The sequence below is a fragment of the Streptomyces sp. NPDC056452 genome, assembly GCF_042796085.1.
Taxonomy (GTDB): Bacteria; Actinomycetota; Actinomycetes; order Streptomycetales; family Streptomycetaceae; genus Streptomyces.
The window spans coordinates 161,344-184,677 of the sequence record NZ_JBHTRI010000001.1 but is presented as its reverse complement, the minus strand read 5'-3'; the positions used below and the strand labels follow the sequence as shown (position 1 = coordinate 184,677).

Sequence of the window (23,334 nt, the reverse complement as noted above, 5' to 3'; positions counted from 1 at the left end):
CAGGGCACCTCACCTGGCGGGGGCACCGTGTGGGTGCCGTACATGGAACGCCGGGCCGCGTCGTTCAGCGCCCGGCGGTGCCGGGTTCCGCAGCGGGCGGGCCGACCAGCCGGCACACCGTCTCGATGTCCCCCCTCACCTGCGCGATCGACGCGCGTCCCGACAGCCAGGTGATCAGCGCCGAGTGCCAGGTGTGCTCGATGACGCGGACCACGGCCAGCTGCTCCTGGGTGGGGTTCCGAAGACCCATCGCATCCACGACGATCGCCGTCGTCAGACGCGAGACGGCATCCACCTCCGTGCTCGCACTGCGGTCGGCGAAGGTCAGGGCCCGCACCATCGCGTCCGCCAGATTCGGTTCGCGCTGGAGCGCCCGGAAGGCCCGCATCAGGGTCTCGGCGACCCGCTCGGCGGCGTCGTCCCCGGCTGGCGGCCGCTTACGGAGCGTGAGGTGCAGATGCTGGAGCCGGTCCTGCATGACGGCGACCAGCAGATGGATCTTGGAGGGGAAGTAGCGGTAGAGCGTCCCCAGGGCGACCCCGGCGGCGTCCGCCACCTCGCGCATCTGCACGGCCTCGAAACCGCCCCGGCCGGCGAGCTGCGCGCCCGCCTGCAGGATGCGGCGGCGGCGTGCCTCCTGGCGTTCCGTCAGGGGAGGCGCTGCCGGTCCGGGTTCCGCTGTCATCTGTCCCCATCCAAGGCTTCCGTCCGCACCGGAGGGCGGCACCGCTGGTTCGCACCGCCGGTCCGCGGCGTGGACCGGCGCCGCTGCCCGCGCCGCTGACCTGCGAAGCCGGGCGGTCCGCGGAGAAGGGAACCGGTTCCCTTCTTGGGCGGGCACCGGCCTCCGGGGGCGCACAGCATGCCAGGGCGCCCGCCGTGGCGCGAATCACCTGATCCGGCCGTCACGCCGACGCTACCTGCCGGTAGATTCGGTGCTTGTTGAACGAACGAGTCTGAAACTTGTTCTAGATTAACGCGACCGGTTACGCTCCGGCGAAAACGCAGTGAGAAGGGGGCCGAGTGTGACCGCTGAGGCCATAGAGTCAGGCCCCTTCACGGGCAGCGGCGCGTCGGGCACCGACAGTGACCGTCCGTTGCGCATTGCCCTTCTGACCTACAAGGGCAACCCCTTCTGCGGCGGCCAGGGTGTGTACGTGCGCCACCTCGGACGCGAACTGGCCCGGCTCGGCCACAGCGTCGAAGTGATCGGCGCCCAGCCCTATCCCGTACTCGATGAAGGCGTTCCGCTCACCGAGCTGCCCAGCCTCGACCTGTACCGGCAGCCCGACCCGTTCCGCACCCCGGGGCGCGGCGAGTACCGCGACTGGATCGACCTCGCCGAGGTCGCCACCATGTGGACCGGCGGCTTCCCCGAGCCCCTCACCTTCAGCCTGCGGGCCCGGCGCCATCTCCTGGCCCGCCGCGGCGACTTCGACGTCGTGCACGACAACCAGACGCTCGGCTACGGCCTGCTCGGCGACCTCGGCGCCCCCCTCGTCACGACGATCCACCACCCCATCACCGTCGACCGCCAACTCGACCTGGACGCAGCGGAATCCGGCCTCCGCCGGCTCTCCGTGCGCCGCTGGTACGCCTTCACCCGCATGCAGAAGCGCGTCGCCCGCCGGCTGCCGTCCGTCCTCACCGTCTCCGGCTCCTCCCAGCAGGAGATCGTCGAGCACCTCGGGGTACGCCCGGAGCGCGTCCGGGTCGTGCACATCGGCGCCGACACCGACCTGTGGTCGCCCGACCCCTCGGTCGCCGAGGTGCCCGGCCGGATCGTCACCACCTCCAGCGCCGACGTCCCGCTCAAGGGCCTCGTCCACCTCGTCGAGGCGCTCGCCAAGCTCCGCACCGAGAACCCGCAGGCCCACCTCGTCGTCGTCGGGAAGCGGGCCGAGGACGGACCCGTCGCCCAGGCCATCGAGCGCTACGGACTCCAGGACGCCGTCGAGTTCGTCAAGGGCATCAGCGACGCCGAACTGGTCGGCCTCGTCCGCAGCGCCCAGATCTCCTGCGTCCCGTCGCTGTACGAGGGCTTCTCCCTCCCCGCCGCCGAGGCCATGGCCACCGGCACCCCGCTCGTCGCCACGACCGGCGGCGCCATCCCCGAGGTCGCGGGCCCCGACGGGGAGACCTGCCTCGCCGTGCCCCCCGGCGACGCGGGTGCCCTGGCCGCCGCACTCGGCCGGCTGCTCGGCGACCCGGAGCTGCGCGCCCGCCTGGGCGCGGCAGGCCGTGCGCGGGTACTCGCCAACTTCACCTGGGCCAGGGCGGCCCTCGGCACCGCCGAGCTGTACCGTCAGGCGATCGCCGCCAGGGGAGCCCGCAGGTGACCTCCGCCGTGGCCCCCGGACCCCGTACCTCCGACCTCGAAGGCAGGCCCCCGTGCTGACCGTCGACTTCACCCGCTTCCCGCTCGCCGCAGGCGACCGGGTGCTCGATCTGGGCTGCGGCGCCGGCCGTCACGCCTTCGAGTGCTACCGGCGCGGCGCCCAGGTGGTGGCTCTCGACCAGAACGGCGAGGAGATCCGCGAGGTCGCGAAGTGGTTCGCCGCGATGAAGGAGGCCGGGGAGGCCCCCGAGGGCGCCACGGCCACCGCGATGGAGGGCGACGCGCTCAACCTGCCGTTCCCCGACGACTCCTTCGACGTCGTGATCATCTCCGAGGTGATGGAGCACATCCCCGACGACAAGGGCGTGCTCGCCGAGATGGTCCGCGTACTGAAGCCCGGCGGCCGGATCGCGATCACCGTGCCCCGCTACGGCCCCGAGAAGATCTGCTGGACGCTCTCCGACGCGTACCACGAGGTCGAGGGCGGGCACATCCGGATCTACAAGGCCGACGAACTCCTCGGCAGGATCCGCGAGGCCGGGCTCAAGCCCTACGGCACCCACCACGCGCACGCGCTGCACAGCCCCTACTGGTGGCTCAAGTGCGCCTTCGGGGTCGACAACGACAAGGCGCTGCCGGTGCGCGCCTACCACAAGCTGCTGGTCTGGGACATCATGAAGAAGCCGATGGCCACCCGGGTCGCCGAGCAACTGCTCAACCCGGTGGTCGGCAAGAGTTTCGTGGCGTACGCGACCAAGCCGCACCTCCCGAAGGCCGAGGCGTGAGCACACCCGAGCGGACCGAGCACCTCGTCCTGCCCGGAGTCCTCACCGCCGAGCAGGCCGCCGAATCCGTGGCCGCGCTGCGCGCCGTACAGCGCGAGGACGGGGCCCTGCCCTGGTTCCGCGGCCACCACCTCGACCCGTGGGACCACACCGAGGCCGCCATGGCCCTCGACGCGGCCGGTGAGCACGAGGCCGCGGCACGCGCCTACGCCTGGCTGGCCCGTCACCAGAACGAGGACGGCTCCTGGTACGCCGCCTACCACGACGGCGACCCCGAGCAGCCCACCGACCTCGGCCGCGAGACCAACTTCTGCGCGTACGTGGCCGTCGGCGTCTGGCACCACTACCTCGCCACCGGCGACGACGCCTTCGCCGACCGGATGTGGCCGACGGTCTACGCCGCCGTCGAGTTCGTGCTGCGACTGCAGCAGCCCGGCGGCCAGATCGGCTGGAAGCGCGAGCCCGACGGCACCCCCGTCACCGATGCGCTGCTGACCGGCTCCTCCTCCATCTACCAGGCGCTGCGCTGTGCGCTCGCCCTCGCCGAACAGCGCGAGGAGCCGCAGCCCGACTGGGAGCTGGCGGCCGGAGCGCTGGGCCACGCGATCCGCAGCCACCCCGAGCGTTTCCTGGACAAGGACCGCTACTCGATGGACTGGTACTACCCGGTCCTCGGCGGCGCGCTCACCGGGCCCGCCGCGACCAAGCGGATCGAGGAGGGCTGGGACCGATTCGTCGTGCCCGGCCTCGGAGTGCGCTGCGTGCTGCCCAACCCCTGGGTGACGGGCGGCGAGAGCTGCGAACTGGCCCTGGCGCTCTGGGTGACCGGGGAGTCGGACCGGGCGCTGGAGATCCTGCAGTCCGTCCAGCACCTGCGCGCCGAGGGCGGCATGTACTGGACGGGATACGTCTTCGAGGGCGAGAGGGCCTTCTGGCCCGAGGAGCTCACCACCTGGACCGTGGGTTCACTGCTGCTGGCGGTGGCCGCCCTCGGTGGGGACGAGGCGACCACCGCGGTCTTCAGCGGCGAACGGCTGCCGACGGGCCTGGAACCCGACTGCTGCGGCTGAGGGACCGCTAGAAGCGGCGGATCCGGCCGGCCACGGCATGCCCGATGAAGAGGTAGACGACTGCGGCCAGACCGTAGCCCGTGACGACCCGCGCCCACGCTTCGTCGAAGGTGAACAGGTCGTACGACCACCCGGCCAGCCAGCGGGCCGAGTCCTGGACGAACTCCACCAGGTCATTGGCCCGGTTGGCGTCGAGCAGGTACATCAGGATCCACAGAATGATGATGAACGCCATGATGTCCGCGACGACGGCGATGAGTCGTGCGGCGGTACTGCTTCCTGTGCCTGTTCTGGGAGACATGCTCTCCGGGTTGCCGCTTTCCGGTGAGTGAAACCCGTACGGCCTGTGCCGAGTGGCGGGCCGCCCCCGCGCGGGCGAGCCTGGCGGCGAGTGCCGAGCCGCGTCACTCACCGTGAGACGCCCGGTCAGGGAGGCCCGCCGTGCCCCGTTCCGTCCCGCTCCGCCGGCTGCTCGTGGCGTTGCTGCTGTCCTGCGCCGTGCTCGTGGGCGGCACCGCCTGCGGCGACGGTGACACCGGCACGAGCAGCAGCGCGACGGCGAGCAGCAGCACGACGGCGAGCCCCACGACCTCGGCCGAGGCCCAGAAGTTCGCCAAGGCCCGGTTCGTGGCCAACGCGGGACTGGCGGCCGGAGCCGCGTACCAGTGGATCGTGAAGCCGTACCGCGCGGGCAAGTTCAAGAAGGGCGCCGAGGGGCGCACGTTCGCGGTGGTCAAGGCGAGCCTCGCGGGCGCGTTCGCGTACAACAGGCTCAGGGCGGCGGCGGACAACGCCAAGGGCGACCCGCTCCTGGCGAAGGCCGTGGCACCGCTGACCGCGGGAATCGAATCGCTCAAGGGGATGGCCACCAAGCTCGCCAAGGGCGAGGCGGGTGCCGGGGACGTCGGCGCGTTCGAGAGCGTCATCAACAGCATCAAGGACGCCGGGAAGAGCGCGGGCGCCGAAGTGACGGACAAGGTGCCGTCCAGCTCCCAACTGGGCGGATGAATCCAGCTGAGAGACCCTGCGCGCCGTACTAGGGTGCGATGATGAGTTCTCTTGCGCACGACCGCTACTGCGACGAGATCCTGTTCCAGACGGACGCGTTGAGAGCGGCGGTCAAGGGCGCCGACCTGAGCGCGAGAGTCCCGACGTGCCCGGACTGGAGTCTGCGCGATCTCGTCGTCCACGTCGGGGGCGCCCACCGCTGGGCCGGCGAGATCGTCCGCACCCGGGCCGCCGCGGGGATCCCCGACGAAGAGGTGCCTGACGCCGAGGGGCCCGGAGGCGACGACCCCGGCGCGCTCGACGCCTGGCTGGCCGAAGGAGCCGCCGAGACCGTGGCCGCCCTGCGCGAGGCCGGTCCGGACACGGCCGTCTGGACCTGGGCGTGGGAACGGCGGAGCGCCTTCTGGGCCCGCCGCATGGCGCACGAGACCGTCGTCCACCGCGCGGACGCGGCCCTGGCGACGGGGACCGTCTACGAGGTGGTACCCGACCTCGCGGCCGACACGATCGACGAGTGGCTGCAGATCGTCGCCTTCTCCCAGGCGGAGGGAGACCCCGAGGCGGCCGAACTGCGGGGCGGGGGACGCTCCTTGCACCTGCACGCGACAGATGTGCCGGGTGCCGAGTGGCTGATCGAGTTCGGCGAGAAGGACTTCACGTGGCGCCGTGCCCACGAGAAGGCGACGGTGGCCCTGCGCGGCCCGCTGACCGAGCTGATGCTGGCGTTCAACCGGCGGCAGAAGCCGGACGAGGGAGGACTGGAAGTACTGGGGGACAGGGACCTGCTGGACTTCTGGCTGGACCGCTCGTCGTTCGGCTGAGCGGCCAACCGGACCCCCGTACGACAGTGGCCCCCGCCCTTCCGGGCGGGGGCCACTGATCGTCCGCGGGACAACTCAGCCGCGCTGGATGCCCGTCGTGTCCTGCAGCACACCGCGACGGCCGTCCTGCGTCTGGGCGATGAGGCCCGGACCGCGCTGCTCGACCGCGAGGTACCAGGTACCGGGCGCGAGTTCGGCGATCGGGTTCGGGGCGCCGTCCTCGCCGTACAGCGGACGGGCCACCGGCACCGCGAACCAGAACGGGGTGAAGTCACCGGCCGGTGCTCCACCGCCCTGCGGAGCCTGCGGCGCCTGCTGGGGGTCCGGCTGACCGGGCTGGCCCGGCTGCGCACCGTACGGCTGGGGCTGACCGGGCTGCGCACCGTACGGCTGCGGCTGGCCACCGGGGTAGCCGTAGCCCTGGCCGGGCTGCGGCTGGGCGCCGTACGGCGCCTGCACGGCCTGCGCGGGGCGCGGGGCGCCCACGAGCGGGGCCTTGAGCGCGGGAACCAGCGGTGTGGCCACCGCGCCGCCGGCCAGCGCGATGGTCGCCAGCAGTCCGAGGATCAGGCCGGCGCCCGCGTTGCTGGCGTCGATGATCGTCCAGAACATGGTCCACAGGGCGAACACCGTGAAGGCGGCGCCGAACTGACCGAGCTCGAGCCCCACGACCTTGCGGCCCGGCATGGAGCGGCTCACGATCAGCAGCGCCGCGCCGATGATGCCGGCCAGGTAGATGCTCATCAGGAGCGAGAGCGAGTCCCAGGCGTTCGCGCTGTAGCCGGAGCAGTCGACGCCCGAGGGGCAGTCGAAACCGGAGAGGTCGAGGAAAGAGGCGATGAACAGCACGACCGCTGCTCCGATCACCACGCCGTCGCCTCGAGTGAGGGAGCGGATATTCACGTGAAGGTCCTTAGTCGGTCGTCTCGTCGGGGCGGTCGTCGATGCCGCCTGTACGGCGGGTACGGCGCGAAGCTCGGGGGCGGCTCCCCATCGTACGGATGAATCTATCGTCTGCCCGGGCGGGTTGTGTGCCTGCCCGGACCTCGGACGGGCTATCCCCCCAATGTCTCGCCACTATCACCGCAGTTCTACCGCTTGAGGTAGCTGCTGATGCCCTCGGCGATGCCGAGGGCCGCCTTCTGACGCCAGTCCGCGCTCATGAGCAGAGCGGCATCCTTCGGGTCACGCATATTGCCGCATTCGACGAAGACTTTGGGCACGGTGGACAGATTCAGGCCGCCCAGATCCTTGCGGGTGTCCAACCCCGTATTGCCGCCGATGTAATTGGAGGGCGCGCTTCCGGTAATGCGGACGAACTTTCCCGCGATCCGTTCGCCGAGATCGCGCGAGGGGGCCACGATGTTTGCCGTGTCCGCGCCGCCGCCGCGTACCTGTGCGGGGAGGATCACATGGAAACCCCGGTTGCCGACCGCGGAACCGTCCGCGTGGACCGAGACGACGGCATCGGCGTGGGCCTCGTTGCCGATCCGGGCCCGCTCGTCGACGCACGGGCCGAACGGGCGGTCGTCGTCCTGGGTGAGGACGACCTTCGCGCCCTGCGACTCCAGCAGCGTGCGCAGCCGGCGTGAGACGTCCAGGGTGAACCGGGCTTCCGCATAACCGGAGTTGGTGGCGGTGCCCGTGGTGTCGCACTCCTTGTGCCCGGTACCGATGTCCACCTGGCGGTTGATCTCGCTCGTACGGTCGCGGTTGCGCGGGTTGTGCCCCGGGTCGATCACCACGGTCCTGCCCGTGAGCGGGCCCTTCGGCAGGGGCTTCGGCGGCTTCACCGAAGCGGACCCGGACGCCGGAGGGGACGTGGGGGAGGGACTCTTCGACGCCGCCGGGGGCGGGGAGGACGACGCGGACCCGGACGGTGCGGCCGCGCTGCTGCCGGGCAGGGGCTGTGCCTGCCCGGGGGCGGAACCACCGTCGCCGCCGCACCCCGCGGCGGTCAGACAGACGGACGCCAGCACCACGGCGGCGAGCACGGGCCTGCGGGGCGCGGCGGCGCGCAGGGGGGCGGCAACGCGCGGGGTGGGGGGACTGCTGTCGTCGTAGCGCACGTCGCGATGCTATCCGTGACCTTCAGATCCCCGGTCCCGTACGCCGCAGTACGCGCAGGGAGTCCGTCACCGAGACCTCCGTGAACGCGCCGGAGGACAGCGCCCGTTGGTGGACGCGGTACGGGGCCTGGCCGCCGTCCGCCGGATCGGGGAACACATCGTGGATCACGAGCAGACCGCCGTCGGCGACATGAGGGGCCCAGCCCTCGTAGTCACCGTTCGCGTGCTCGTCGGTGTGACCGCCGTCGATGAACACGAAGCCGAGCTTGCCGCCCCAGACGGCCGCGACCTGCGGCGACCGCCCGACGAGCGCCACCACGTGCTCCTCCAGGCCCGCCCGGTACAGGGTCCTGCGGAAGGACGGGAGCGTATCCATCAGGCCGATCTCCGGATCCACGACCGTCGGGTCGTGGTACTCCCAGCCGGGCTGCTGCTCCTCGCTGCCCCGGTGGTGGTCGACCGTGAGCACGCTCACGCCCGCCGCGCGGGCGGCGTCGGCGAGCAGGATCGTGGAGCGCCCGCAGTAGGTGCCCACCTCGAGCAGCGGCAGCCCGAGTGCGGCCGCCCCGGCCGCCGCGGCGTACAGCGCGAGCCCCTCGCGCAGCGGCATGAAGCCCTTGGCGGCCTCGAAGGCGGCGAGGACCTCCGGCTCGGGTGCGACGGCGGACTCGGCGGTCACGGCTTCCTCCAGGTGGTGCGGCATCGATCGGCGCCCCATCGTGCCGCACGCCCCCGCCGGTGCTGTCGGCGGGGGCGTGCGGCTGCGCGGGTCCTGGCAGGTCAGGGGCGCACGGAGGCCGGGGCCGGGACGTCGTCGGCGGCCGCGGAGGCGAGCGCGTCGCCCGCACTGCTCGCCAGCAGGACCGGGCGCGCGGGCCGCTGCGCCGGCAGGAACGCGGCCAGCAGCAGACCGATCAGCACGGCACCCGTAGCGATCATGAACGAGGTCCGGAAGCCCTCCATGGTGGGCACCTCCACCGATCCCATGCGCACCGAGGTGTTCGCGAGCACCATGCCGATGACGGCACTCGACAGCGAGGTGCCGATCGACCGCATCAGCGTGTTCAGGCCATTGGCGGCGCCCGTCTCGGACGCGTCGACCGCCCCGATGATCAGTGCGGGGAGCGAGGAGTACGCGAGTCCGATCCCGGCCCCGAGCACCACCGCGATCACCACGGTCTGCCAGGCGGCACTCATCAGGCCGAGCCCCGCCCCGTAGCCGATCGCGATGATCAGGAGGCCGAGCATCAGGGAGACCTTGGGGCCGCGGCGGGCGGAGAGCCGGGCGTACAGCGGCGCCACGAACATCATCGTCACGCCCAGCGGCGCCACGCAGAGCCCCGCGACCACCATCGACTGCCCGAGCCCGTAACCGGTCGACGTCGGCAGCTGCAACAGCTGCGGCAGGACCAGCGAGACCGCGTAGAAGGCGACCCCGACCATGATCGAGGCGAGATTGGTGAGCAGTACCTCGCGGCGGGCGCTGGTACGCAGGTCGACCAGCGGAGCCGGGCTGCGCAGCTCGAAGATCCCCCACAGGACCAGGATCACCAGCGAAGCGGCGATCAGCCCGAGCGTGACGGGCGACGTCCAGCCCCAGTCGCCGCCCTTCGTGACGGGGAGCAGCAGACAGACCAGGCCGAGCGAGAGCCCCAGCGCACCGACGAGGTCGAAGCGCCCGGCCGCGCGCAGCGAGGGCTCGGGCACGACGAGGACGGTGAGGCCCATGGCCACCACCCCGAGCACGGCCGAGCCGAGGAACAGCGTGTGCCAGTCGGCATGCTGGGCCATCAGCGCCGCGGCGGGCAGGGCGAGCCCGCCGCCCACCCCGATCGAGGAGCTCATCAGGGCCATCGCCGAGCCGAGCTTCTCGCGGGGCAGCACGTCCCGCATGATGCCGATGCCGAGCGGAATGGCGCCCATGGCGAAGCCCTGGAGCGCACGGCCGACGATCATGACCACGAGGTCGTCGGTGGTCGCGCAGACCAGGGAGCCGATCACCATCACGGCGAGACTGGCGAGCAGCATCCGCCGCTTGCCGTAGAGATCACCGAGCCGCCCCATGATCGGCGTCGAGACGGCCCCGGCGAGCAGTGTGGCCGTCATCACCCAGGTCGCGTTGGCCGGGTCGGTGTCGAGCAGGGCCGGCAGGTCCTTGATGACGGGGACGAGCAGGGTCTGCATCACCGCGACGGTGATCCCCGCGAACGCCAGCACGGGCACGACGCCGCCCGACCGGCCCTTGCGCGGGTCGGGAAGCTCCCCGGCCTGCTGTTCGGTTGTCGTCCGTTGCATACGTGGGGCCTCCGGGCAGGGGAAAGTCAGGGGAAGGGCGGGGACAAGCGTGCGGCGGTGCGCCCGCGGGCAGCACCGACCGCCAAGTGTGTGCACCCTGAACGCTTTCGTGTCTCCGCTGTATTCCGCCGCAGCATTCCGGCGAACGGAGAAAGCCGGAGGCTTCACCGGAGCGGGCCCCCGGGGGCGGCGCCACCTGGGCATCCGAATCGTGGAGCGGTCCGAAGCCACTCCGAATTCGCTCCGCACGTCGGCTATGAGGGCACCGGATCGCTCGGGAGAGTGACGCCGCCGAGATTTGAGAGTGCTCGCTTGCGTCGGGGACGACGGCCGACGTCAGTGGTGGTCGCCCTTCCGGCCGAGGGTCTCCTCGGGGGTCGCGCCGGGGCGGGTCCACTGCGGTACCGGCCGGCTGGTCGGGCCCCAGGTGGCGGCCCCGTCGGCGTCCGAGCGCCAGCTCCAGCAGGACTGGCCGGCCACGGGCGGGTACCCGTCGCCGACATCGCCGTTCACGGGCCGGCCCTCGGGCCTGTCCTCCCACGCCTCGCCGCGGCCGTAGGGCGTCATGTCGAGCAGGCCCATGGACCCGTTGACCCGCTCGTTGCCACGGCCCGTCGTGGAGTAGGTGAGGAACGTGCGGTCGCCGTCGCGCAGGAAGCAGGCGAGGTACCCCATCTCTCCGCCGACCGGAGCGTCCACGCCCCGCACCGAGTACCAGGGCTGGGTGTAGCCCATGAACTCGACGTAGGAGGCCACCTCTTCCCACGGGCCCGAGGTCAGGACGGCGAACGAGACGCCCCGGGCGTCGAGGTAGACGGCGTCCTTCACGTGCCAGGCCGTGGTGGTGCAACCCTCGCACTGCCCCTGGTGCGGCGCGCCGTCGTACCACATGTGCTGATAGGCCACCAGCTCGTCGCGGCCCTGGAACAGGTCGAGGAACGGCACCGGCCCGTCGGCACCGGTGACCTCGACCGTGCCGTCGAACTCGACCATCGGCAGCCGCCGCCGGGCCGCGGCGATCGCGTCGCCCTCACGGGTGTGCGCCTTCTCGCGGACCAGCAGTGTCTCGCGGGCCGCCTGCCAGGTGGCCAGGTCGACGACCGGCGGCTTGCCGGGGAGGTCGCTGCTCGCGTTGCCGGGCGTGGTGGTCATGGTGTCCTCCGTGGTGTCGCGTGCCGGGCAGCGCCGCAGGACCTCCCGAGACGCTCACCGGAACAGACTCCAGACCCGGCCGGAACTCATCGCTGGGGCCGAGGGGCCGGCGGCGGCATCTCACGGGCTCGGCGCGGCACACGGGTCGCCGTGAGGAGTCGACGGCGTGTCCAAGGGCAGCTCCGCGGCGACGGCGAAGCCGCCCTGTGCGGCGGGGCCCGACTCCAGGGAGCCGCCCGCGGCGGCGAGCCGTTCGGTCAGGCCCTTCAGGCCGGTGCCACCGGCCTGCCGCGTGCCCCGCACCTCGCCAGGGCCGCGGCCGTCGTCCGTGACGGTCAGCCGGACCCGATCGGGCGTGGACTCGACCACGAACACGCAGCGGGTCGCGCCGCTGTGCCGTACGACATTGGTGACGGCCTCCCGTGCCACCCAGCCGAGCAGCGCCTCGGTCTGCGAGGTGAGGGGCGGGCCCGAGCGGCGTACCACCGGCTCGATACCGGCGGCGGTCAGCGCGGACCTTGCCCGGTCCAGCTCGGTGGCGAGGCTTCCCTCGCGGTACCCCGTCACCGCTTCGCGGATCTCGGTCAGTGCCTGGCGGCCGACGGACTCGATGTCGGTGACCTGGGCGAGTGCCGCGTCGATGTCGCGGGGGGCGAGCCTGCGCGCGGCCTCCGACTTGATGACGATGACCGACAGCGTGTGCCCCAGCAGATCGTGCAGGTCGCGCGAGAAGCGCAGCCGTTCCTTCTCCACCGCGGTGCGGGCCAGTTCCTGCCGGGTCGCCCGCAGTTCCGTCACGGTCTCCGAGAGGGTGAGGATCGCTGCCGTCACGGCACCCGAGAGGAACGTGCCGTAGCCGATCGTCCACGGCTCCGAGACGTGGTCGCCGCGCCACACCGTGACGGCCACCGCGCAGGCGGCGAGGAAGGCCAGCGCCGGCACGAGCCGCCTGCCGCGCAGGATGGTTCCGCAGGCCAGTGAGAGCAGCGGGAAGAACAGCAGCCAGCTGCCCCCGTACCCGATCGCCAGACCGAAGGTGACCGCGGCCATCGCGGCCAGCAGCACGTACGAGGTGGGCGTGTCCCGCCTGTTGTTGTCGAACCCGCGGAACACCACCGAGATGTAGAGGGAGTTGAAGGCGAGGAGCCCGAGGCCGCCGACCCAGGGGTTCGGTGACTCGCCCTGCCACAGGTTGGAGAACGCACCGAGCCCCATCAGCAGCCAGGGCACCAGGGCGTAGGGACCGGGCGGCCCGGGACGCCGGGGCCTCTTTGCTGCGCGCGGCATCGTCGCTCCCCTCACACGGTCCTCGCGGACCGACGGTAGGAGATCATGGCGTATCCGCCGAACAGCAGCAGCCACGCGGCCAGTACGGTGACCGACCCGGCGCCCGGCGCGTGGCCGGCCACCGTTGCCCAGCCGAGGTCCGCGAACCCGTGGGCGGGGGTGAACTCGCCGATGGAGCGCACCCATGCGGGGAACTCCGTGAGCGGGAACCACAGCCCGCCCACGATCGCGAAACCCATCAGGCAGGCCACATTGACGACACCCGTGCCCTGCGGGGTGAGCCGGTAGCCGTTGCCGATGCCGAGCAGGGTGAACGGCAGCGCGCCGATCCACAGCATCAGCACCAGGGCGATCCACTGCCAGGCCGCCAGCCGCACCCCGTTGACCAGCGCACCCGCCAGCAGAACGGCCAGGATGGTCGGCAGTACCGTCACCGAGCCGCTGATCGCACGGCCCGCCACGGCACGGCCCGGATCCAGCGGCGTGATCCGCAACTGCTGCAACCAGCCGAGGGACTTGTCCGACGCGATACCAGTACCGATCGCCATGGCCGACCCGAGCGCCCCGTACGCGGCCATGCCGACCATCGACGCGGCCTTCCAGTCGCCGTAGTCGCCGGCCCCGCCGAGGTTGGTGAAGAGGAGGTACATCATCACGGGCATGCCGGTCCCGAAGACGAGGAACACGCTGTCGCGCAGGGTCCGGCGGATTTCGAGCACGATGTACGGGAACATCACACAGTCTCCTTGTGGTGGTCGGCGACGCTGTCCGCAGGCTCGGTCAGGGCGAGGAAGGCGTCCTGCAGCGTGGCCCTGGTGACCTGGAGACCGCGTACCGCCCCGATCCTGGCCAGTTCGACGACCGTCGCGTCCGAGTCCTCCGTACGCAGCAGCGCCCGGTCCCCGCGCACCTCGACGCCCACGACTCCCGGCAGCGACTCCAGCCCTGCGGTCGTGCGGCCGGCCAGGTCGAAGGAGACCAGGCTGCCGCCCGCGGAACGCCTGATCAGGTCGCCGCTGCCGTCCGCGACGATCCGGCCGTGGTCGATGACCACGATCCGGTCGGCGTTCTCGTCGGCCTCCTCCAGATAGTGCGTGGAGAACAGGACGGTGTTGCCGCGCCCCGCGAAGGACCGCATCGAGTCCCAGAACGCCCGGCGAGCCTCCACGTCCAGGGCGGCGGTCGGTTCGTCCAGCACGATCAGTTCCGGATTGCCCGCCAGCGCGACGGCGAAGCGGACGCGCTGGGTCTGGCCGCCGGAGAGCTTGTCGATGCGCCGGTCCGCGTACTCCGCGACTCCTGCGAGGGCGAGCGCCTCGGCCACGGGCATCGGACGCGGATAGGTGGACGCGACGAAGGTGATCAGTTCGCGCACGGTCACCCGGGGGATCGGACGCCCGTCCTGGAGCATCGCGCCGACCAGTCCGGCCCGCACCGCCCGGTCGGGACTGCGGCCGAGGAGCCGCACCGTGCCGGAGTCGGGGTCGTCGAGCCCGAGCAGGAGGCTGATGGCCGTGGACTTGCCCGCGCCGTTACGGCCCAGCAGGGCGACGGTCTCGCCCCGCCCGACGGCCAGATCGATGCCGTCCACGGCCCGGACGGTGCGTTCCGCCCTGCCGAACGTCTTGACCACCGCGGTGAAGATCACCGCGGGTCCGCCCGTCGTCCCCGTCGTCTGCGTCATGACCACGACGCTACGGAGCATGGCGTGCGGACGGCAGGGGCCGCGTGTACGGAGTCCGCGATGACAAATGTCATGGAAGGCCGCGGTGTCGGTCCGGGTCGTACCGGGGGACAGGCAGAGGGCCGCCACAGCCTCGCGGCTGTGACGGCCCTCTGCCCCGTGCGGCGCGGATCAGGCCGCCGCTCCGCCACCCCCTTCGGAGGGACGGCGGTGACGGCCGTGCGGCTGCACGCTCGTGTTCTCCGCCGACGCACCCCCTCGGTGCTTTCCGGAGCCGCCGGCTTCGGCCCGTTCGGCGTCCGCCCCCGGCGGACGCGTCTGGGTCGTGTCGGTTCGGGCTTCAGACATGTGGGAAGTCACCCCGTTGCAATCGCTTACGTGTGTGTCGCAAGCCCCGCCACCGCCACCCGACGTGGTCACCGTCGGCACCCACGCGTAACGGCTGCGTAGCCCTGGTCAGAGTTTATCCAGGTACCCGGCGCCCGGTGAGAGGCGCCCGGCCGAGTGGAACGGGCTTGCACACAGCAGGAGGCACAGCTTCCACGGACGGTTGCGTTCCGTTCGCGCCCACTCCGTGAACGTCGTCGGCCGGCGCGTCCAGCAACGCCACGGCGCACGGCGCACCGGTCTGTTCGTACGGCAGGTGGAGCACCCCCTCCCGGCTCCAGAAGCCGGCACCGGTCAACCAGCCCTCCGGTGCGCCGAGATGGTGCAGCCGCCGTCCCGCCGGACGCCAGACGCCCACCCAGCTGCCCGCGGCTCCGTCGATCCGCAGTGCCACCGCGCAGCTCTCCGGCATCAGCACCTGGCCCGGCTGTACGGCGAACGGCGTCACGGCCACGTCCGCCGGGCGCAGGCACTCCGGGAAACGCACCGGCAGGCAGCTGCCGAGCACGCCCCAGCCGAGGCGGTCATGTCCGGGCGCATCCGAACGGAGCAGCAGCAGCCCGCTGTCGGCATCGGCGAGCAGCAGCCGGTCGTTGCTCTCCGGCGCGATCTGCAGCAGCGGTGTCACCTCGCCGCCCCGCCCCAGATCCACGGCCACCGCCTTCACCGGCCCGCCGCCGGGCAACTGCCGGTCCAGTGAGAGCAGTCGCCCCTCACGGTCGAGCCAGGTCCCGCCCGAGCAGTGGCCCGGCACATCCGCGACATGCTCGGGACCGAAGGCGCCGCCCGCCACCAGCCATACGCCGGTGCTGCGTTCGCCGGGGAGCAGGGCATAGGCGCTCACGCCGTCCGGTGACGGCGGCAGGAGTGTCAGGTCCGTGCATTCGATGGCGCCCAGCGGAAGTTCGCCGGTACCGGGACCGGTCGGATAGAGCAGCGAGAAGGTGTGGCGGTCCGCCACCCGCCGCCGGATCAGCACCCGCCCGTCGGAGAGCGGCAGCACATCCGAGTCGGCCTCCTCCGGCTGGCCGAGGGGCAGGGGAACGGCGTAGGGCTCGGGTCCGTCGAGCGTCCAGCGCTCCGGGAACCAGGCGGGATCGGAGGTTCCGGCGGCGGTGGTGAGCCTCGCCGCGTACGCACGGTCCGCGGCGATGGTGAGGACGGGCGGCAGGCGGCGTACGAACGTTTCCGCACGGGGCGGAGCGGTCGGCGGGGCGGCCGGTGCGGCACGGTGGCCGGATGCGGCCGGTGCGGCGTCCCGGGGCGGGGCCGGGGGAGTGGCGGGCTCGCCGCTCCCGTCCATGGCGTCGGTGGCACCGGGCGGTCGGGGCGTCCCGGCGGGGCCGGGCTCGTCGGTCCTGCCGGAGGCGGTGGCGGTCCGGGTGCTCCCGGTGGGCGCGATGCCGGGGGCGCTGTCCGTCCCACCGGGCGTCAGGGACACGCCCGTCCCGGGGGTCGCGTACGTCCCGGCGGTCGTGCCTGTCCCGGGCGGCGCGTACGTCCCCGACGTCATGCCGGTCCCGCGCGGCCCGTACGTCCCGAGGGAGATGCCGATCCCGAGCGGCGCGGCCGCAGCGGCGGACACGCCTGTATGAGGGGGCGTGTGTGCCCCGGTGGGCCGCTCGGGCGTTCCGGGCGTCACGCCCGGAACAGCGGGGCCACCGGTGCCACCCGGCGCGGTGGTCTCGTGGGACCGGGCGGCGGCGGGTCCGTGCCCGCCGGCCGGGTCGGTTCCGCCGGCCATGCCGGGCTCGGCGGTTCTGCGGGGTTTCTCGGGCTCCGCCGGGTCGTCCGGCTCAGCGGCTTCCTCCGGTACGGGTCCGACCGTCGCGGCAGCCCCCGAGGCCCCCATGGACTTGTTCTCGATGACACAGGCAGTCATGGTTCGGTCACCTCCGGCAACCGAAGCTAGTTTTCGCACTTCCTGCCGAACAACACGAGCCATCGCACTTCACACATAAGGGTGGCGATGTTCGGATTCGGCTGAAGGGAAGGGGGTGACTGTGCACCGTGATGACACGCGTGACTAAGGTAAGGCATTCCTAAGAGTTCCCTGTGTGACGTTCAACTGGAGCACGTGATGTCCCTTCGACGCCGCGGTACCGCCGCAGTCGGCCTGGCAGTGGCTGCCGCCCTCTCCCTCTCGGCATGCGGGGGCGAGGACGCATCGGGCGGACCGGCCGCCGCCGACGCGGGCGGCGACAAGAAGGCCGCTGTCGCCACGGGCGGCAAGGACTTCGGCGACGCGGCGAAGAAGACGGCGGAGTACGGCACGGACGCGAAGGCCGGCCAGTTCCCCCGTACGCTCACCCATGCCATGGGCAGGACCGAGATCAAGGCCGCGCCCAAGCGGGTCGTCGTCCTGGACGTCGGCGAGTTCGACAACGTCGTCTCGCTCGGGGTGAAGCCCGTCGGCTACGCCCCCTCCGAGGGGGACGCGGCCATTCCGTCGTACCTGAAGAAGGACGCGGGCAACCCGAAGAACGTCGGCACCATCAACAGCCTCAACCTCGAGGCGATCGCGGGCCTGAAGCCGGACCTGATCCTCGGCAGCCAGCTGCGTGCGGCCGACAAGTACGACGAGCTCTCCAAGATCGCGCCGACGGTGTTCTCCATCCGCCCGGGATTCACCTGGAAGGAGAACTACCTCCTCAACGCGGCCGCGCTCGACAGGACCGCGAAGGCGAAGTCCGAGCTCGCCGCCTACGAGACGAACGCGAAGAAGCTCGGCGAGGACATCGGCCCCGACAAGCCGACCATCTCGATGGTCCGCTACCTGCCGGACAAGATCCGCCTCTACGCCAAGGCCTCCTTCATCGGCACGATCCTTCAGGACGCCGGCCTGCCGCGGCCCGAGAACCAGCAGATCAACGACCTCGCCGCGGAGATCAGCCCGGAGAACATCGACCAGGCCGACGCCGACTGGATCTTCACCGGCGTCTACGGCGACGCGAAGGCCACCAAGCGCGACACCGCACAGTCCAACCCGCTGTGGAAGAACCTCGGGGCGGTCAAGGCCGGCCGTGCCAAGGACGTCTCGGACGAGACCTGGTACCTCGGCCTCGGGGTCACCTCCGCGAACCTCGTCCTCGGCGACCTCCGCGCCGACCTCGTGAAGTAACGATTGGCAACCGGCTGCCGGTCCGCCCGCACGGGTGCCCGCAGCCATGGCCGACGGGGCACGGAGGACAGGTAGCCTTTCCTCCGTGCCCCGTCTGTCTGAAGTCATCGCCGAGCTGGACGCCCTCTGGCCCCCCGAGCGTGCCGAGGGATGGGATGCGGTCGGCACGGTGTGCGGCGATCCCGGGGCGGAGATCGACCGCGTGCTGTTCGCCGTCGACCCCGTGCAGCAGATCGCCGACGAGGCCCGCAGCCTCGGCGCCCAGCTGATCGTGACCCACCACCCGCTCTATCTGCGCGGTACGACGACGGTCGCCGCCTCCACCTTCAAGGGCCGGGTCGTGCACGGCCTCATCAAGCACGACATCGCGCTGCACGTCGCGCACACCAACGCCGACAGCGCCGACCCGGGTGTCTCCGACGCCCTCGCGGGCGCCCTCGACCTGCGCGTCACCGGCCCTCTCGTCCCGGACCCCACCGACCCCGAGGGCCGTCGCGGCCTCGGCAGGATCTGCGAGCTCGACCACCCCGAGACCCTCCGTGACCTCGCCGCACGCGCCGCCGCACGCCTGCCCGCCACCGCGCAGGGCATCCGCCTGGCGGGCGACCCCGACGCCGTCGTGCACCGGGTCGCGGTGAGCGGAGGCTCCGGCGACAGCCTCTTCGACGCGGTACGCGCCTCCGGTGTCGACGCCTTCCTCACCGCGGACCTGCGCCACCACCCGGCCTCCGAGGCCGTCCAGCACTCGACGCTCGGCCTGGTCGATGCCGCACACTGGGCCACCGAGTGGCCCTGGTGCGAGCAGGCAGCCGCGCAGCTCGACGCAATTTCCGACCGCCACGGATGGGACCTGCGGGTCCACGTCTCGAAGCAGGTCACCGACCCCTGGACCACCCACCACTCTTCTGGAGCCCCCAACTGAACGCCGCGCCCGCCGACCAGATCCGACTCCTCGAAGTCCAGGCCCTCGACGTACGTCTGTCGCAGCTCTCCCACAAGGGCACGTCCCTGCCCGAGCACGCCGAGATCGACTCGCTCAACAGCGACCTCGCCCAGCTGCGCGACCTGCTGGTCGCCTCGCAGACCGAGGAGAGCGACACCACCCGCGAGCAGACCAAGGCGGAGCAGGACGTCGACCAGGTGCGCCAGCGCGCCGTCCGCGACCAGCAGCGGCTCGACTCCGGTGCGGTCTCCTCGCCGAAGGACCTGGAGAGCCTGCAGCGCGAGCTCACCTCGCTCGCCAAGCGCCAGGGTGACCTGGAGGACGTCGTCCTCGAGATCATGGAGCGCCGCGAGTCCGCCCAGGAGCGCGTCACCGAGCTGACCGAGCGCGTCAGTGCCGTCCAGGCCAAGCTCGACGACGCGACCGCCCGCCGGGACGCCGCGACCGGCGAGCTCGACGCCGAGTCCGCCACCGTCGCCAAGGACCGCGAGGTCGTCGCGGGCGCGATCCCCGCCGACCTGCTGAAGCTGTACGACAAGCTGCGCGCCCAGCAGGGCGGCGTCGGCGCGGCCCGGCTCTACCAGCGCCGCTGCGAGGGCTGCCGCCTCGAGCTCAACATCACCGAGGTCAACGACGTGAAGGCGGCGTCCCCGGACACCGTGCTGCGCTGCGAGAACTGCCACCGCATCCTGATCCGCACCTCGGAGTCGGGCCTGTAATGGCCGCTCCCCACCAGCTGGTCGTCGAGGCCGACGGAGGCTCCCGGGGCAATCCGGGGCCCGCCGGTTACGGCGCGGCCGTCATCGACCCGGTCACCGGCGAGACGCTCGCCGAGGCCGCCGAGTACATCGGCGTCGCGACGAACAACGTCGCCGAGTACAAGGGCCTGATCGCCGGCCTGAAAGCGGCGAAGGCCCTGTTCCCGGACGCGGCCGTGCAGGTGCGGGTCCGGATGGACTCCAAGCTGGTGGTCGAACAGATGTCGGGGCGCTGGAAGATCAAGCACCCCGACATGAAGCCGCTCGCGGCGGAGGCCGCAAGCATCCTGCCCGCCGCCTCCGTCACGTACGAGTGGATCCCGCGCGCCGAGAACAAGCACGCCGACCGGCTCGCCAACGAGGCGATGGACGCCGGCAAGCGGGGCAGGCAGTGGGAGCCGTCGTCCTCGACGGCCGCCCTGGACGCCCCGCGGCGTACGCCCGCCCCGGATCAGGCCCCGGCCGGTCCGCCCGGGGACGCCGTCGCGGGCGCGGCGAAGGTACGCGCCGCGATGGCCGCGGCCCGCCCCGCCGCGGCGGTCACCCCGCAGGTGGGCTGGGGGAGTTCACCCGACCTGGGTGCGCCCGCCACCTTCATCCTGCTCCGGCACGGGGAGACGGCCCTCACCCCCGAGAAGCGGTTCTCCGGCAGCGGCGGCACCGACCCCGAGCTCTCGGCCACCGGCCGCCACCAGGCCGCCTGTGCCGCGGAGGCGTTCGAGGCCCGCGGCACGATCCAGGAGATCGTCAGTTCGCCGCTGCGCCGGTGCCGCGAGACGGCCGCCGCCGTCGCCGACCGGCTCGGCCTGGAGGTCCGCATCGAGGAGGGCCTGCGCGAGACGGACTTCGGTGCGTGGGAGGGCCTGACCTTCGCCGAGGTACGGGAGCGCTACGGCCCCGACCTGACCACCTGGCTCGCTTCCGCCGACGCGGCACCGACCGGCGGCGGCGAGAGCTTCGCCGAGGTGGCCGACCGGGTCTCCGCGGCCCGCGACCGCCTGATCTCCCGCTTTGCGGGCCGCACGGCGCTCGTGGTCACCCACGTCACCCCGATCAAGACCATGGTCAGACTGGCACTGGGAGCCCCGCCGGACTCCATGTTCCGCATGGAGCTTCTTCCCGCCTCCGTCTCGACGGTCGCCTACTACGCGGACGGCAACGCCTCGTTGAGGCTCCTGAACGACACCTCGCACCTGCGGTAGCGGGATGCGGTGACCTGGTCCACGGGACTGCTCGGCTTCGTGGCGGGCCTGCTGATATCGGTGGCGACGGCGCCCGTGGGCGTGTCCGGCGCGGTGTTCCTGCTGCCGGTCCAGGTCAGCGTGCTCGGCGTGCCGAGCCCCGCCGTGACCCCCACCAACCTGCTGTACAACGTGGTGTCCTGCCCCGGGGCGCTGCTGCGCTACCGCACCAGCGGCCGACTGCGCGGGCCGCTGACCCGGCTGCTCGTCGTGGGCGCGGTGCCGGGTGTCGTGATCGGCGCGGTGATCCGGGTCTTCGCCGTGCCGGGACCGGTCGTCTTCCGGCTGTTCATCGCCGTCCTGCTGCTTCCCCTGGGAGCCTGGCTGTGCGCCCGCACCCTGCGCCCCTCACGCCGCGCCGCCGCCTCCGCGCAGCCCTCGCCGCGTGCCACCACCACTCTCGCCGTCGCGGTCGGTGTCGCGGGCGGCATCTACGGGATCGGCGGCGGTTCCCTGCTCGGCCCGATCCTCGTCGGGCGCGGGGTTCCGGTCGCGAAGGTCGCACCCGCGGCCCTCGCCTGCACGTTCGTGACCTCCCTCGCGGGAGCGGGCACGTACGCACTGCTGTCCCTGACCGCCACGGGCGACATCGCACCGGACTGGCCGCTCGGCCTGGTCTGCGGTTTCGGCGGACTCTGCGGCGGCTACCTCGGGGCCCGCCTCCAGCCCCGCCTTCCCGAGACGGCGCTGCGGCTCCTGCTGGGCGCCCTGGCCCTGGGCATCGGCACGCTGTACGCCGTCCAGGTCGTGCGCTGACCGCGGCTCAGCTGGTCAGCCTTCCCGCTCAGCCGCGCAGCGCGGACGCCTCGCGTGCCAGTCGCTCCACCCGCGCCCAGTCCTTCGCGGCCACGGCGTCGCCGGGAACCATCCAACTGCCGCCGATGCAGCCGACGTTCGGCAGGGCCAGGTACGACGGTGCCGACGCGAGCGAGATCCCGCCCGTCGGGCAGAACCTGGCCTGCGGCAGAGGCGCGGACAAGGCCTTGAGGTAGGCCGTACCACCGGCCGCCTCGGCCGGGAAGAACTTCATCTCCGTGACCCCGCGCTCCAGCAGCGCGACCACCTCGGACGTCGTGGAGACCCCCGGCAGGAACGGCACACCCGACGCCTTCATCGCGTCCAGGAGTGTGTCCGTCCAGCCCGGACTGACCAGGAAGCGCGCCCCGGCGGCGACCGTCCCGGTCACCTGCGGCACGGATATCACCGTGCCGGCACCCACCACGGCGTCCGGGACCTCCGCGGCGATCGCCCGGATCGCGTCGAGTGCGGCGGGCGTCCGCAGCGTCACCTCGATCGCCGGGAGGCCGCCCGCTACGAGTGCGCGGGCCAGCGGCACCGCGTCGGCCGCGTCCTGGAGGACGACGACGGGGACGACGGGGGCGAGGTCCAGCACGGAAGGGGATGCGGAAGGCGCGGAGGAGGTCATGACCTCATCCTGCCGCGCCCACCGCACTCTACGCAACGACCGTTGCGCATGCTGCAACGTCAGTGGATCTCGGTGACCACGACATCGAGCGCCCACGCCCGCCCGGGCCGCTCCGGAGCCTGCGCCTCGACCACGTGACCGAGGTCCCGCAGCGCCTCCACCAGCTCCGCAGGGCCCTTCGGCCGTGCCCCCGCGAGCAGCAGGTCACGGACCATCCGGCCCTTGGTCGCCTTGTTGAAGTGGCTGACCACCGACCGCTTCTCCACCCCGTTCACCCTCTGCGACTGCAGCACCCGCACGCTCGCCGTGCGCTCCGCGACCTCGCCCGCCGGCTTCCATGCACCGGTGTACGCCGACGACCGCAGGTCCAGCACGAGCCCGCTCCCGGCCGCCTCCGGCATGACCGAGGCCATGGGGGCGCGCCAGTACGCGTTGAGCGCGCCCAGACCCGGCAGCTTCACGCCCATCGAGCAGCGGTACGAAGGAATCCGGTCACCGATGCGCACCGCGCCCCACAGCCCGGAGAAGACCAGGAGCGACTTCCCCGCCCGCCGTCGGGCCGCCGGGTCCAGGGAGGCCAGGTCCAGGGCGTCGTACAGCACTCCGGTGTAGATCTCCCCGGCCGGCCGGGTACCTGCCGTGCGCAGCTCCGCGTTCTTCGCGATCTCGCCCCGCAGCCCGTCGCTCAGGCCGAGCACCTCGCGTGCCTTCTCCTCGTCGGCCATGCACAGCTCGACCAGCTCGTCGAGGATCGCGGCGCGCGCCCCGGCGAGACCCGGGAGCGACAGGGCCTCCGGTTTCAGGGGTGCTCCGCGCCCCGAGGCGGCCTTTCCCTCGGAGGGCGGCAACAGCACGAGCACGGGGGTCTCCTTCGTACGTGACAGAGGGCGTGACAGAGGCATGGCAGGGGCCCGTAGTGGCTCCCGAACCCCCGGCAAGGGTACGGGCC

General features: G+C 72.2%; 23 protein-coding genes. 10 read left to right on the top strand and 13 right to left on the bottom strand.

Features of this window, described 5'->3' with window-relative positions; translation table 11 throughout:
* Positions 1–64 precede the first annotated feature (64 nt).
* A complete protein-coding gene (locus ACFQ6X_RS00830) occupies positions 65–685 on the bottom strand; it encodes a TetR family transcriptional regulator (RefSeq protein ID WP_383173833.1) in 621 nt (206 codons plus the stop codon).
* A gap of 340 nt (positions 686–1,025) precedes the next feature.
* Here ACFQ6X_RS00830 and ACFQ6X_RS00825 point away from each other — a divergent pair, with 340 nt between their 5' ends.
* Genes ACFQ6X_RS00825 through ACFQ6X_RS00815 form a run of 3 tightly spaced genes read left to right on the top strand, consistent with a single transcriptional unit; the run spans position 1,026 to position 4,193 of the window.
* Positions 1,026–2,339: a glycosyltransferase family 4 protein gene (locus ACFQ6X_RS00825; RefSeq protein ID WP_383173830.1), complete on the top strand. Its 1,314-nt coding sequence runs from the start codon at positions 1,026–1,028 to the stop codon at positions 2,337–2,339.
* 52 nt (positions 2,340–2,391) lie between these two features.
* Positions 2,392–3,123, top strand: a complete 732-nt coding sequence (locus tag ACFQ6X_RS00820; protein ID WP_329211574.1) for a methyltransferase domain-containing protein — start codon at positions 2,392–2,394, stop codon at positions 3,121–3,123.
* Positions 3,120–4,193 carry a prenyltransferase gene (locus tag ACFQ6X_RS00815; RefSeq protein WP_383173827.1) on the top strand — a complete coding sequence of 358 codons (1,074 nt, stop codon included), beginning with the start codon at positions 3,120–3,122 and terminating at the stop codon, positions 4,191–4,193. Before ACFQ6X_RS00820 ends, ACFQ6X_RS00815 begins: the two co-directional genes overlap by 4 nt.
* A 7-nt stretch (positions 4,194–4,200) precedes the next feature.
* Here ACFQ6X_RS00815 and ACFQ6X_RS00810 read toward each other — a convergent pair whose 3' ends face one another.
* Positions 4,201–4,494, bottom strand: coding sequence for a hypothetical protein (locus ACFQ6X_RS00810; protein WP_356414213.1), 294 nt, complete (start codon positions 4,492–4,494; stop codon positions 4,201–4,203).
* A 140-nt stretch (positions 4,495–4,634) separates the two neighbouring features.
* On the opposite strand from ACFQ6X_RS00810, the gene ACFQ6X_RS00805 reads away from it, so the two are divergent.
* Together ACFQ6X_RS00805 and ACFQ6X_RS00800 are read left to right on the top strand one after the other, a co-directional pair.
* Positions 4,635–5,201, top strand: coding sequence for a hypothetical protein (locus ACFQ6X_RS00805; protein WP_383173824.1), 567 nt, complete (start codon positions 4,635–4,637; stop codon positions 5,199–5,201).
* Positions 5,202–5,242: 41 nt separating this feature from the next.
* Entirely contained in the window at positions 5,243–6,022 is a 780-nt protein-coding gene (locus ACFQ6X_RS00800; RefSeq protein ID WP_383173821.1) for a maleylpyruvate isomerase family mycothiol-dependent enzyme, read from the top strand.
* 75 nt (positions 6,023–6,097) lie between these two features.
* Here ACFQ6X_RS00800 and ACFQ6X_RS00795 read toward each other — a convergent pair whose 3' ends face one another.
* The 9 genes from ACFQ6X_RS00795 to ACFQ6X_RS00755 form a co-directional block, all read right to left on the bottom strand.
* Positions 6,098–6,925: a hypothetical protein gene (locus tag ACFQ6X_RS00795; RefSeq protein WP_383173818.1), complete on the bottom strand. Its 828-nt coding sequence runs from the start codon at positions 6,923–6,925 to the stop codon at positions 6,098–6,100.
* A 188-nt stretch (positions 6,926–7,113) separates the two neighbouring features.
* The gene (locus ACFQ6X_RS00790; protein ID WP_383173815.1) at positions 7,114–8,091 is read right to left on the bottom strand and encodes an N-acetylmuramoyl-L-alanine amidase; all 978 of its coding nucleotides are present in this window, start codon (positions 8,089–8,091) and stop codon (positions 7,114–7,116) included.
* 22 nt (positions 8,092–8,113) lie between these two features.
* Positions 8,114–8,794, bottom strand: coding sequence for a class I SAM-dependent methyltransferase (locus ACFQ6X_RS00785; RefSeq protein WP_383173812.1), 681 nt, complete (start codon positions 8,792–8,794; stop codon positions 8,114–8,116).
* A 77-nt stretch (positions 8,795–8,871) separates the two neighbouring features.
* A complete protein-coding gene (locus ACFQ6X_RS00780) occupies positions 8,872–10,386 on the bottom strand; it encodes an MFS transporter (protein WP_383173809.1) in 1,515 nt (504 codons plus the stop codon).
* Between the two features lie 336 nt (positions 10,387–10,722).
* Entirely contained in the window at positions 10,723–11,538 is an 816-nt protein-coding gene (locus tag ACFQ6X_RS00775) for a DUF899 family protein (protein WP_383173806.1), read from the bottom strand.
* A 120-nt stretch (positions 11,539–11,658) separates the two neighbouring features.
* Entirely contained in the window at positions 11,659–12,825 is a 1,167-nt protein-coding gene (locus ACFQ6X_RS00770; protein ID WP_383173803.1) for a sensor histidine kinase, read from the bottom strand.
* An 11-nt stretch (positions 12,826–12,836) separates the two neighbouring features.
* Complete coding sequence (locus ACFQ6X_RS00765) at positions 12,837–13,559, bottom strand: ABC transporter permease (protein ID WP_383173800.1); 723 nt, start codon at positions 13,557–13,559, stop codon at positions 12,837–12,839.
* Positions 13,559–14,509, bottom strand: coding sequence for an ABC transporter ATP-binding protein (locus ACFQ6X_RS00760; RefSeq protein ID WP_383173797.1), 951 nt, complete (start codon positions 14,507–14,509; stop codon positions 13,559–13,561). The genes ACFQ6X_RS00765 and ACFQ6X_RS00760 overlap by 1 nt, the downstream gene beginning before the upstream one ends.
* A 463-nt stretch (positions 14,510–14,972) precedes the next feature.
* Complete coding sequence (locus ACFQ6X_RS00755; protein ID WP_383174582.1) at positions 14,973–16,409, bottom strand: hypothetical protein; 1,437 nt, start codon at positions 16,407–16,409, stop codon at positions 14,973–14,975.
* Between the two features lie 567 nt (positions 16,410–16,976).
* On the opposite strand from ACFQ6X_RS00755, the gene ACFQ6X_RS00750 reads away from it, so the two are divergent.
* The 5 genes from ACFQ6X_RS00750 to ACFQ6X_RS00730 all read left to right on the top strand — a co-directional run bounded on the left by ACFQ6X_RS00750 (position 16,977) and on the right by ACFQ6X_RS00730 (position 21,715).
* The gene (locus ACFQ6X_RS00750) at positions 16,977–18,017 is read left to right on the top strand and encodes an ABC transporter substrate-binding protein (protein ID WP_383173794.1); all 1,041 of its coding nucleotides are present in this window, start codon (positions 16,977–16,979) and stop codon (positions 18,015–18,017) included.
* A gap of 85 nt (positions 18,018–18,102) precedes the next feature.
* Positions 18,103–18,939, top strand: a complete 837-nt coding sequence (locus ACFQ6X_RS00745) for a Nif3-like dinuclear metal center hexameric protein (RefSeq protein WP_383173791.1) — start codon at positions 18,103–18,105, stop codon at positions 18,937–18,939.
* Complete coding sequence (locus ACFQ6X_RS00740; RefSeq protein WP_383174579.1) at positions 18,936–19,679, top strand: zinc ribbon domain-containing protein; 744 nt, start codon at positions 18,936–18,938, stop codon at positions 19,677–19,679. Before ACFQ6X_RS00745 ends, ACFQ6X_RS00740 begins: the two co-directional genes overlap by 4 nt.
* Positions 19,679–20,920, top strand: a complete 1,242-nt coding sequence (locus ACFQ6X_RS00735; RefSeq protein ID WP_383173788.1) for a bifunctional RNase H/acid phosphatase — start codon at positions 19,679–19,681, stop codon at positions 20,918–20,920. The genes ACFQ6X_RS00740 and ACFQ6X_RS00735 overlap by 1 nt, the downstream gene beginning before the upstream one ends.
* A 9-nt stretch (positions 20,921–20,929) precedes the next feature.
* Positions 20,930–21,715, top strand: coding sequence for a sulfite exporter TauE/SafE family protein (locus tag ACFQ6X_RS00730; RefSeq protein WP_383173785.1), 786 nt, complete (start codon positions 20,930–20,932; stop codon positions 21,713–21,715).
* Positions 21,716–21,743: 28 nt separating this feature from the next.
* On the opposite strand, the gene eda is transcribed toward ACFQ6X_RS00730, so the two are convergent.
* Positions 21,744–22,385: a bifunctional 4-hydroxy-2-oxoglutarate aldolase/2-dehydro-3-deoxy-phosphogluconate aldolase gene (eda, locus tag ACFQ6X_RS00725; RefSeq protein ID WP_383173782.1), complete on the bottom strand. Its 642-nt coding sequence runs from the start codon at positions 22,383–22,385 to the stop codon at positions 21,744–21,746.
* A gap of 59 nt (positions 22,386–22,444) precedes the next feature.
* Positions 22,445–23,245, bottom strand: coding sequence for a peroxide stress protein YaaA (yaaA, locus tag ACFQ6X_RS00720; protein WP_383173779.1), 801 nt, complete (start codon positions 23,243–23,245; stop codon positions 22,445–22,447).
* Positions 23,246–23,334 lie beyond the last annotated feature (89 nt).

Excerpts from the sequence above, each read along its gene's own strand:
- ACFQ6X_RS00750 (WP_383173794.1), top strand. The coding sequence starts at position 16,977 with ATGTCCCTTCGACGCCGCGGTACCGCCGCAGTCGGCCTGGCAGTGGCT.
- ACFQ6X_RS00765 (WP_383173800.1), bottom strand. The coding sequence starts at position 13,559 with ATGTTCCCGTACATCGTGCTCGAAATCCGCCGGACCCTGCGCGACAGC.
- ACFQ6X_RS00770 (WP_383173803.1), bottom strand. The coding sequence starts at position 12,825 with ATGCCGCGCGCAGCAAAGAGGCCCCGGCGTCCCGGGCCGCCCGGTCCC.
- ACFQ6X_RS00760 (WP_383173797.1), bottom strand. The coding sequence starts at position 14,509 with ATGACGCAGACGACGGGGACGACGGGCGGACCCGCGGTGATCTTCACC.
- ACFQ6X_RS00800 (WP_383173821.1), top strand. The coding sequence starts at position 5,243 with ATGAGTTCTCTTGCGCACGACCGCTACTGCGACGAGATCCTGTTCCAG.
- ACFQ6X_RS00810 (WP_356414213.1), bottom strand. The coding sequence starts at position 4,494 with ATGTCTCCCAGAACAGGCACAGGAAGCAGTACCGCCGCACGACTCATC.
- ACFQ6X_RS00775 (WP_383173806.1), bottom strand. The coding sequence starts at position 11,538 with ATGACCACCACGCCCGGCAACGCGAGCAGCGACCTCCCCGGCAAGCCG.
- eda (WP_383173782.1), bottom strand. The coding sequence starts at position 22,385 with ATGACCTCCTCCGCGCCTTCCGCATCCCCTTCCGTGCTGGACCTCGCC.
- ACFQ6X_RS00755 (WP_383174582.1), bottom strand. The coding sequence starts at position 16,409 with ATGACGTCGGGGACGTACGCGCCGCCCGGGACAGGCACGACCGCCGGG.
- ACFQ6X_RS00830 (WP_383173833.1), bottom strand. The coding sequence starts at position 685 with ATGACAGCGGAACCCGGACCGGCAGCGCCTCCCCTGACGGAACGCCAG.
- ACFQ6X_RS00735 (WP_383173788.1), top strand. The coding sequence starts at position 19,679 with ATGGCCGCTCCCCACCAGCTGGTCGTCGAGGCCGACGGAGGCTCCCGG.
- ACFQ6X_RS00780 (WP_383173809.1), bottom strand. The coding sequence starts at position 10,386 with ATGCAACGGACGACAACCGAACAGCAGGCCGGGGAGCTTCCCGACCCG.
- ACFQ6X_RS00785 (WP_383173812.1), bottom strand. The coding sequence starts at position 8,794 with ATGCCGCACCACCTGGAGGAAGCCGTGACCGCCGAGTCCGCCGTCGCA.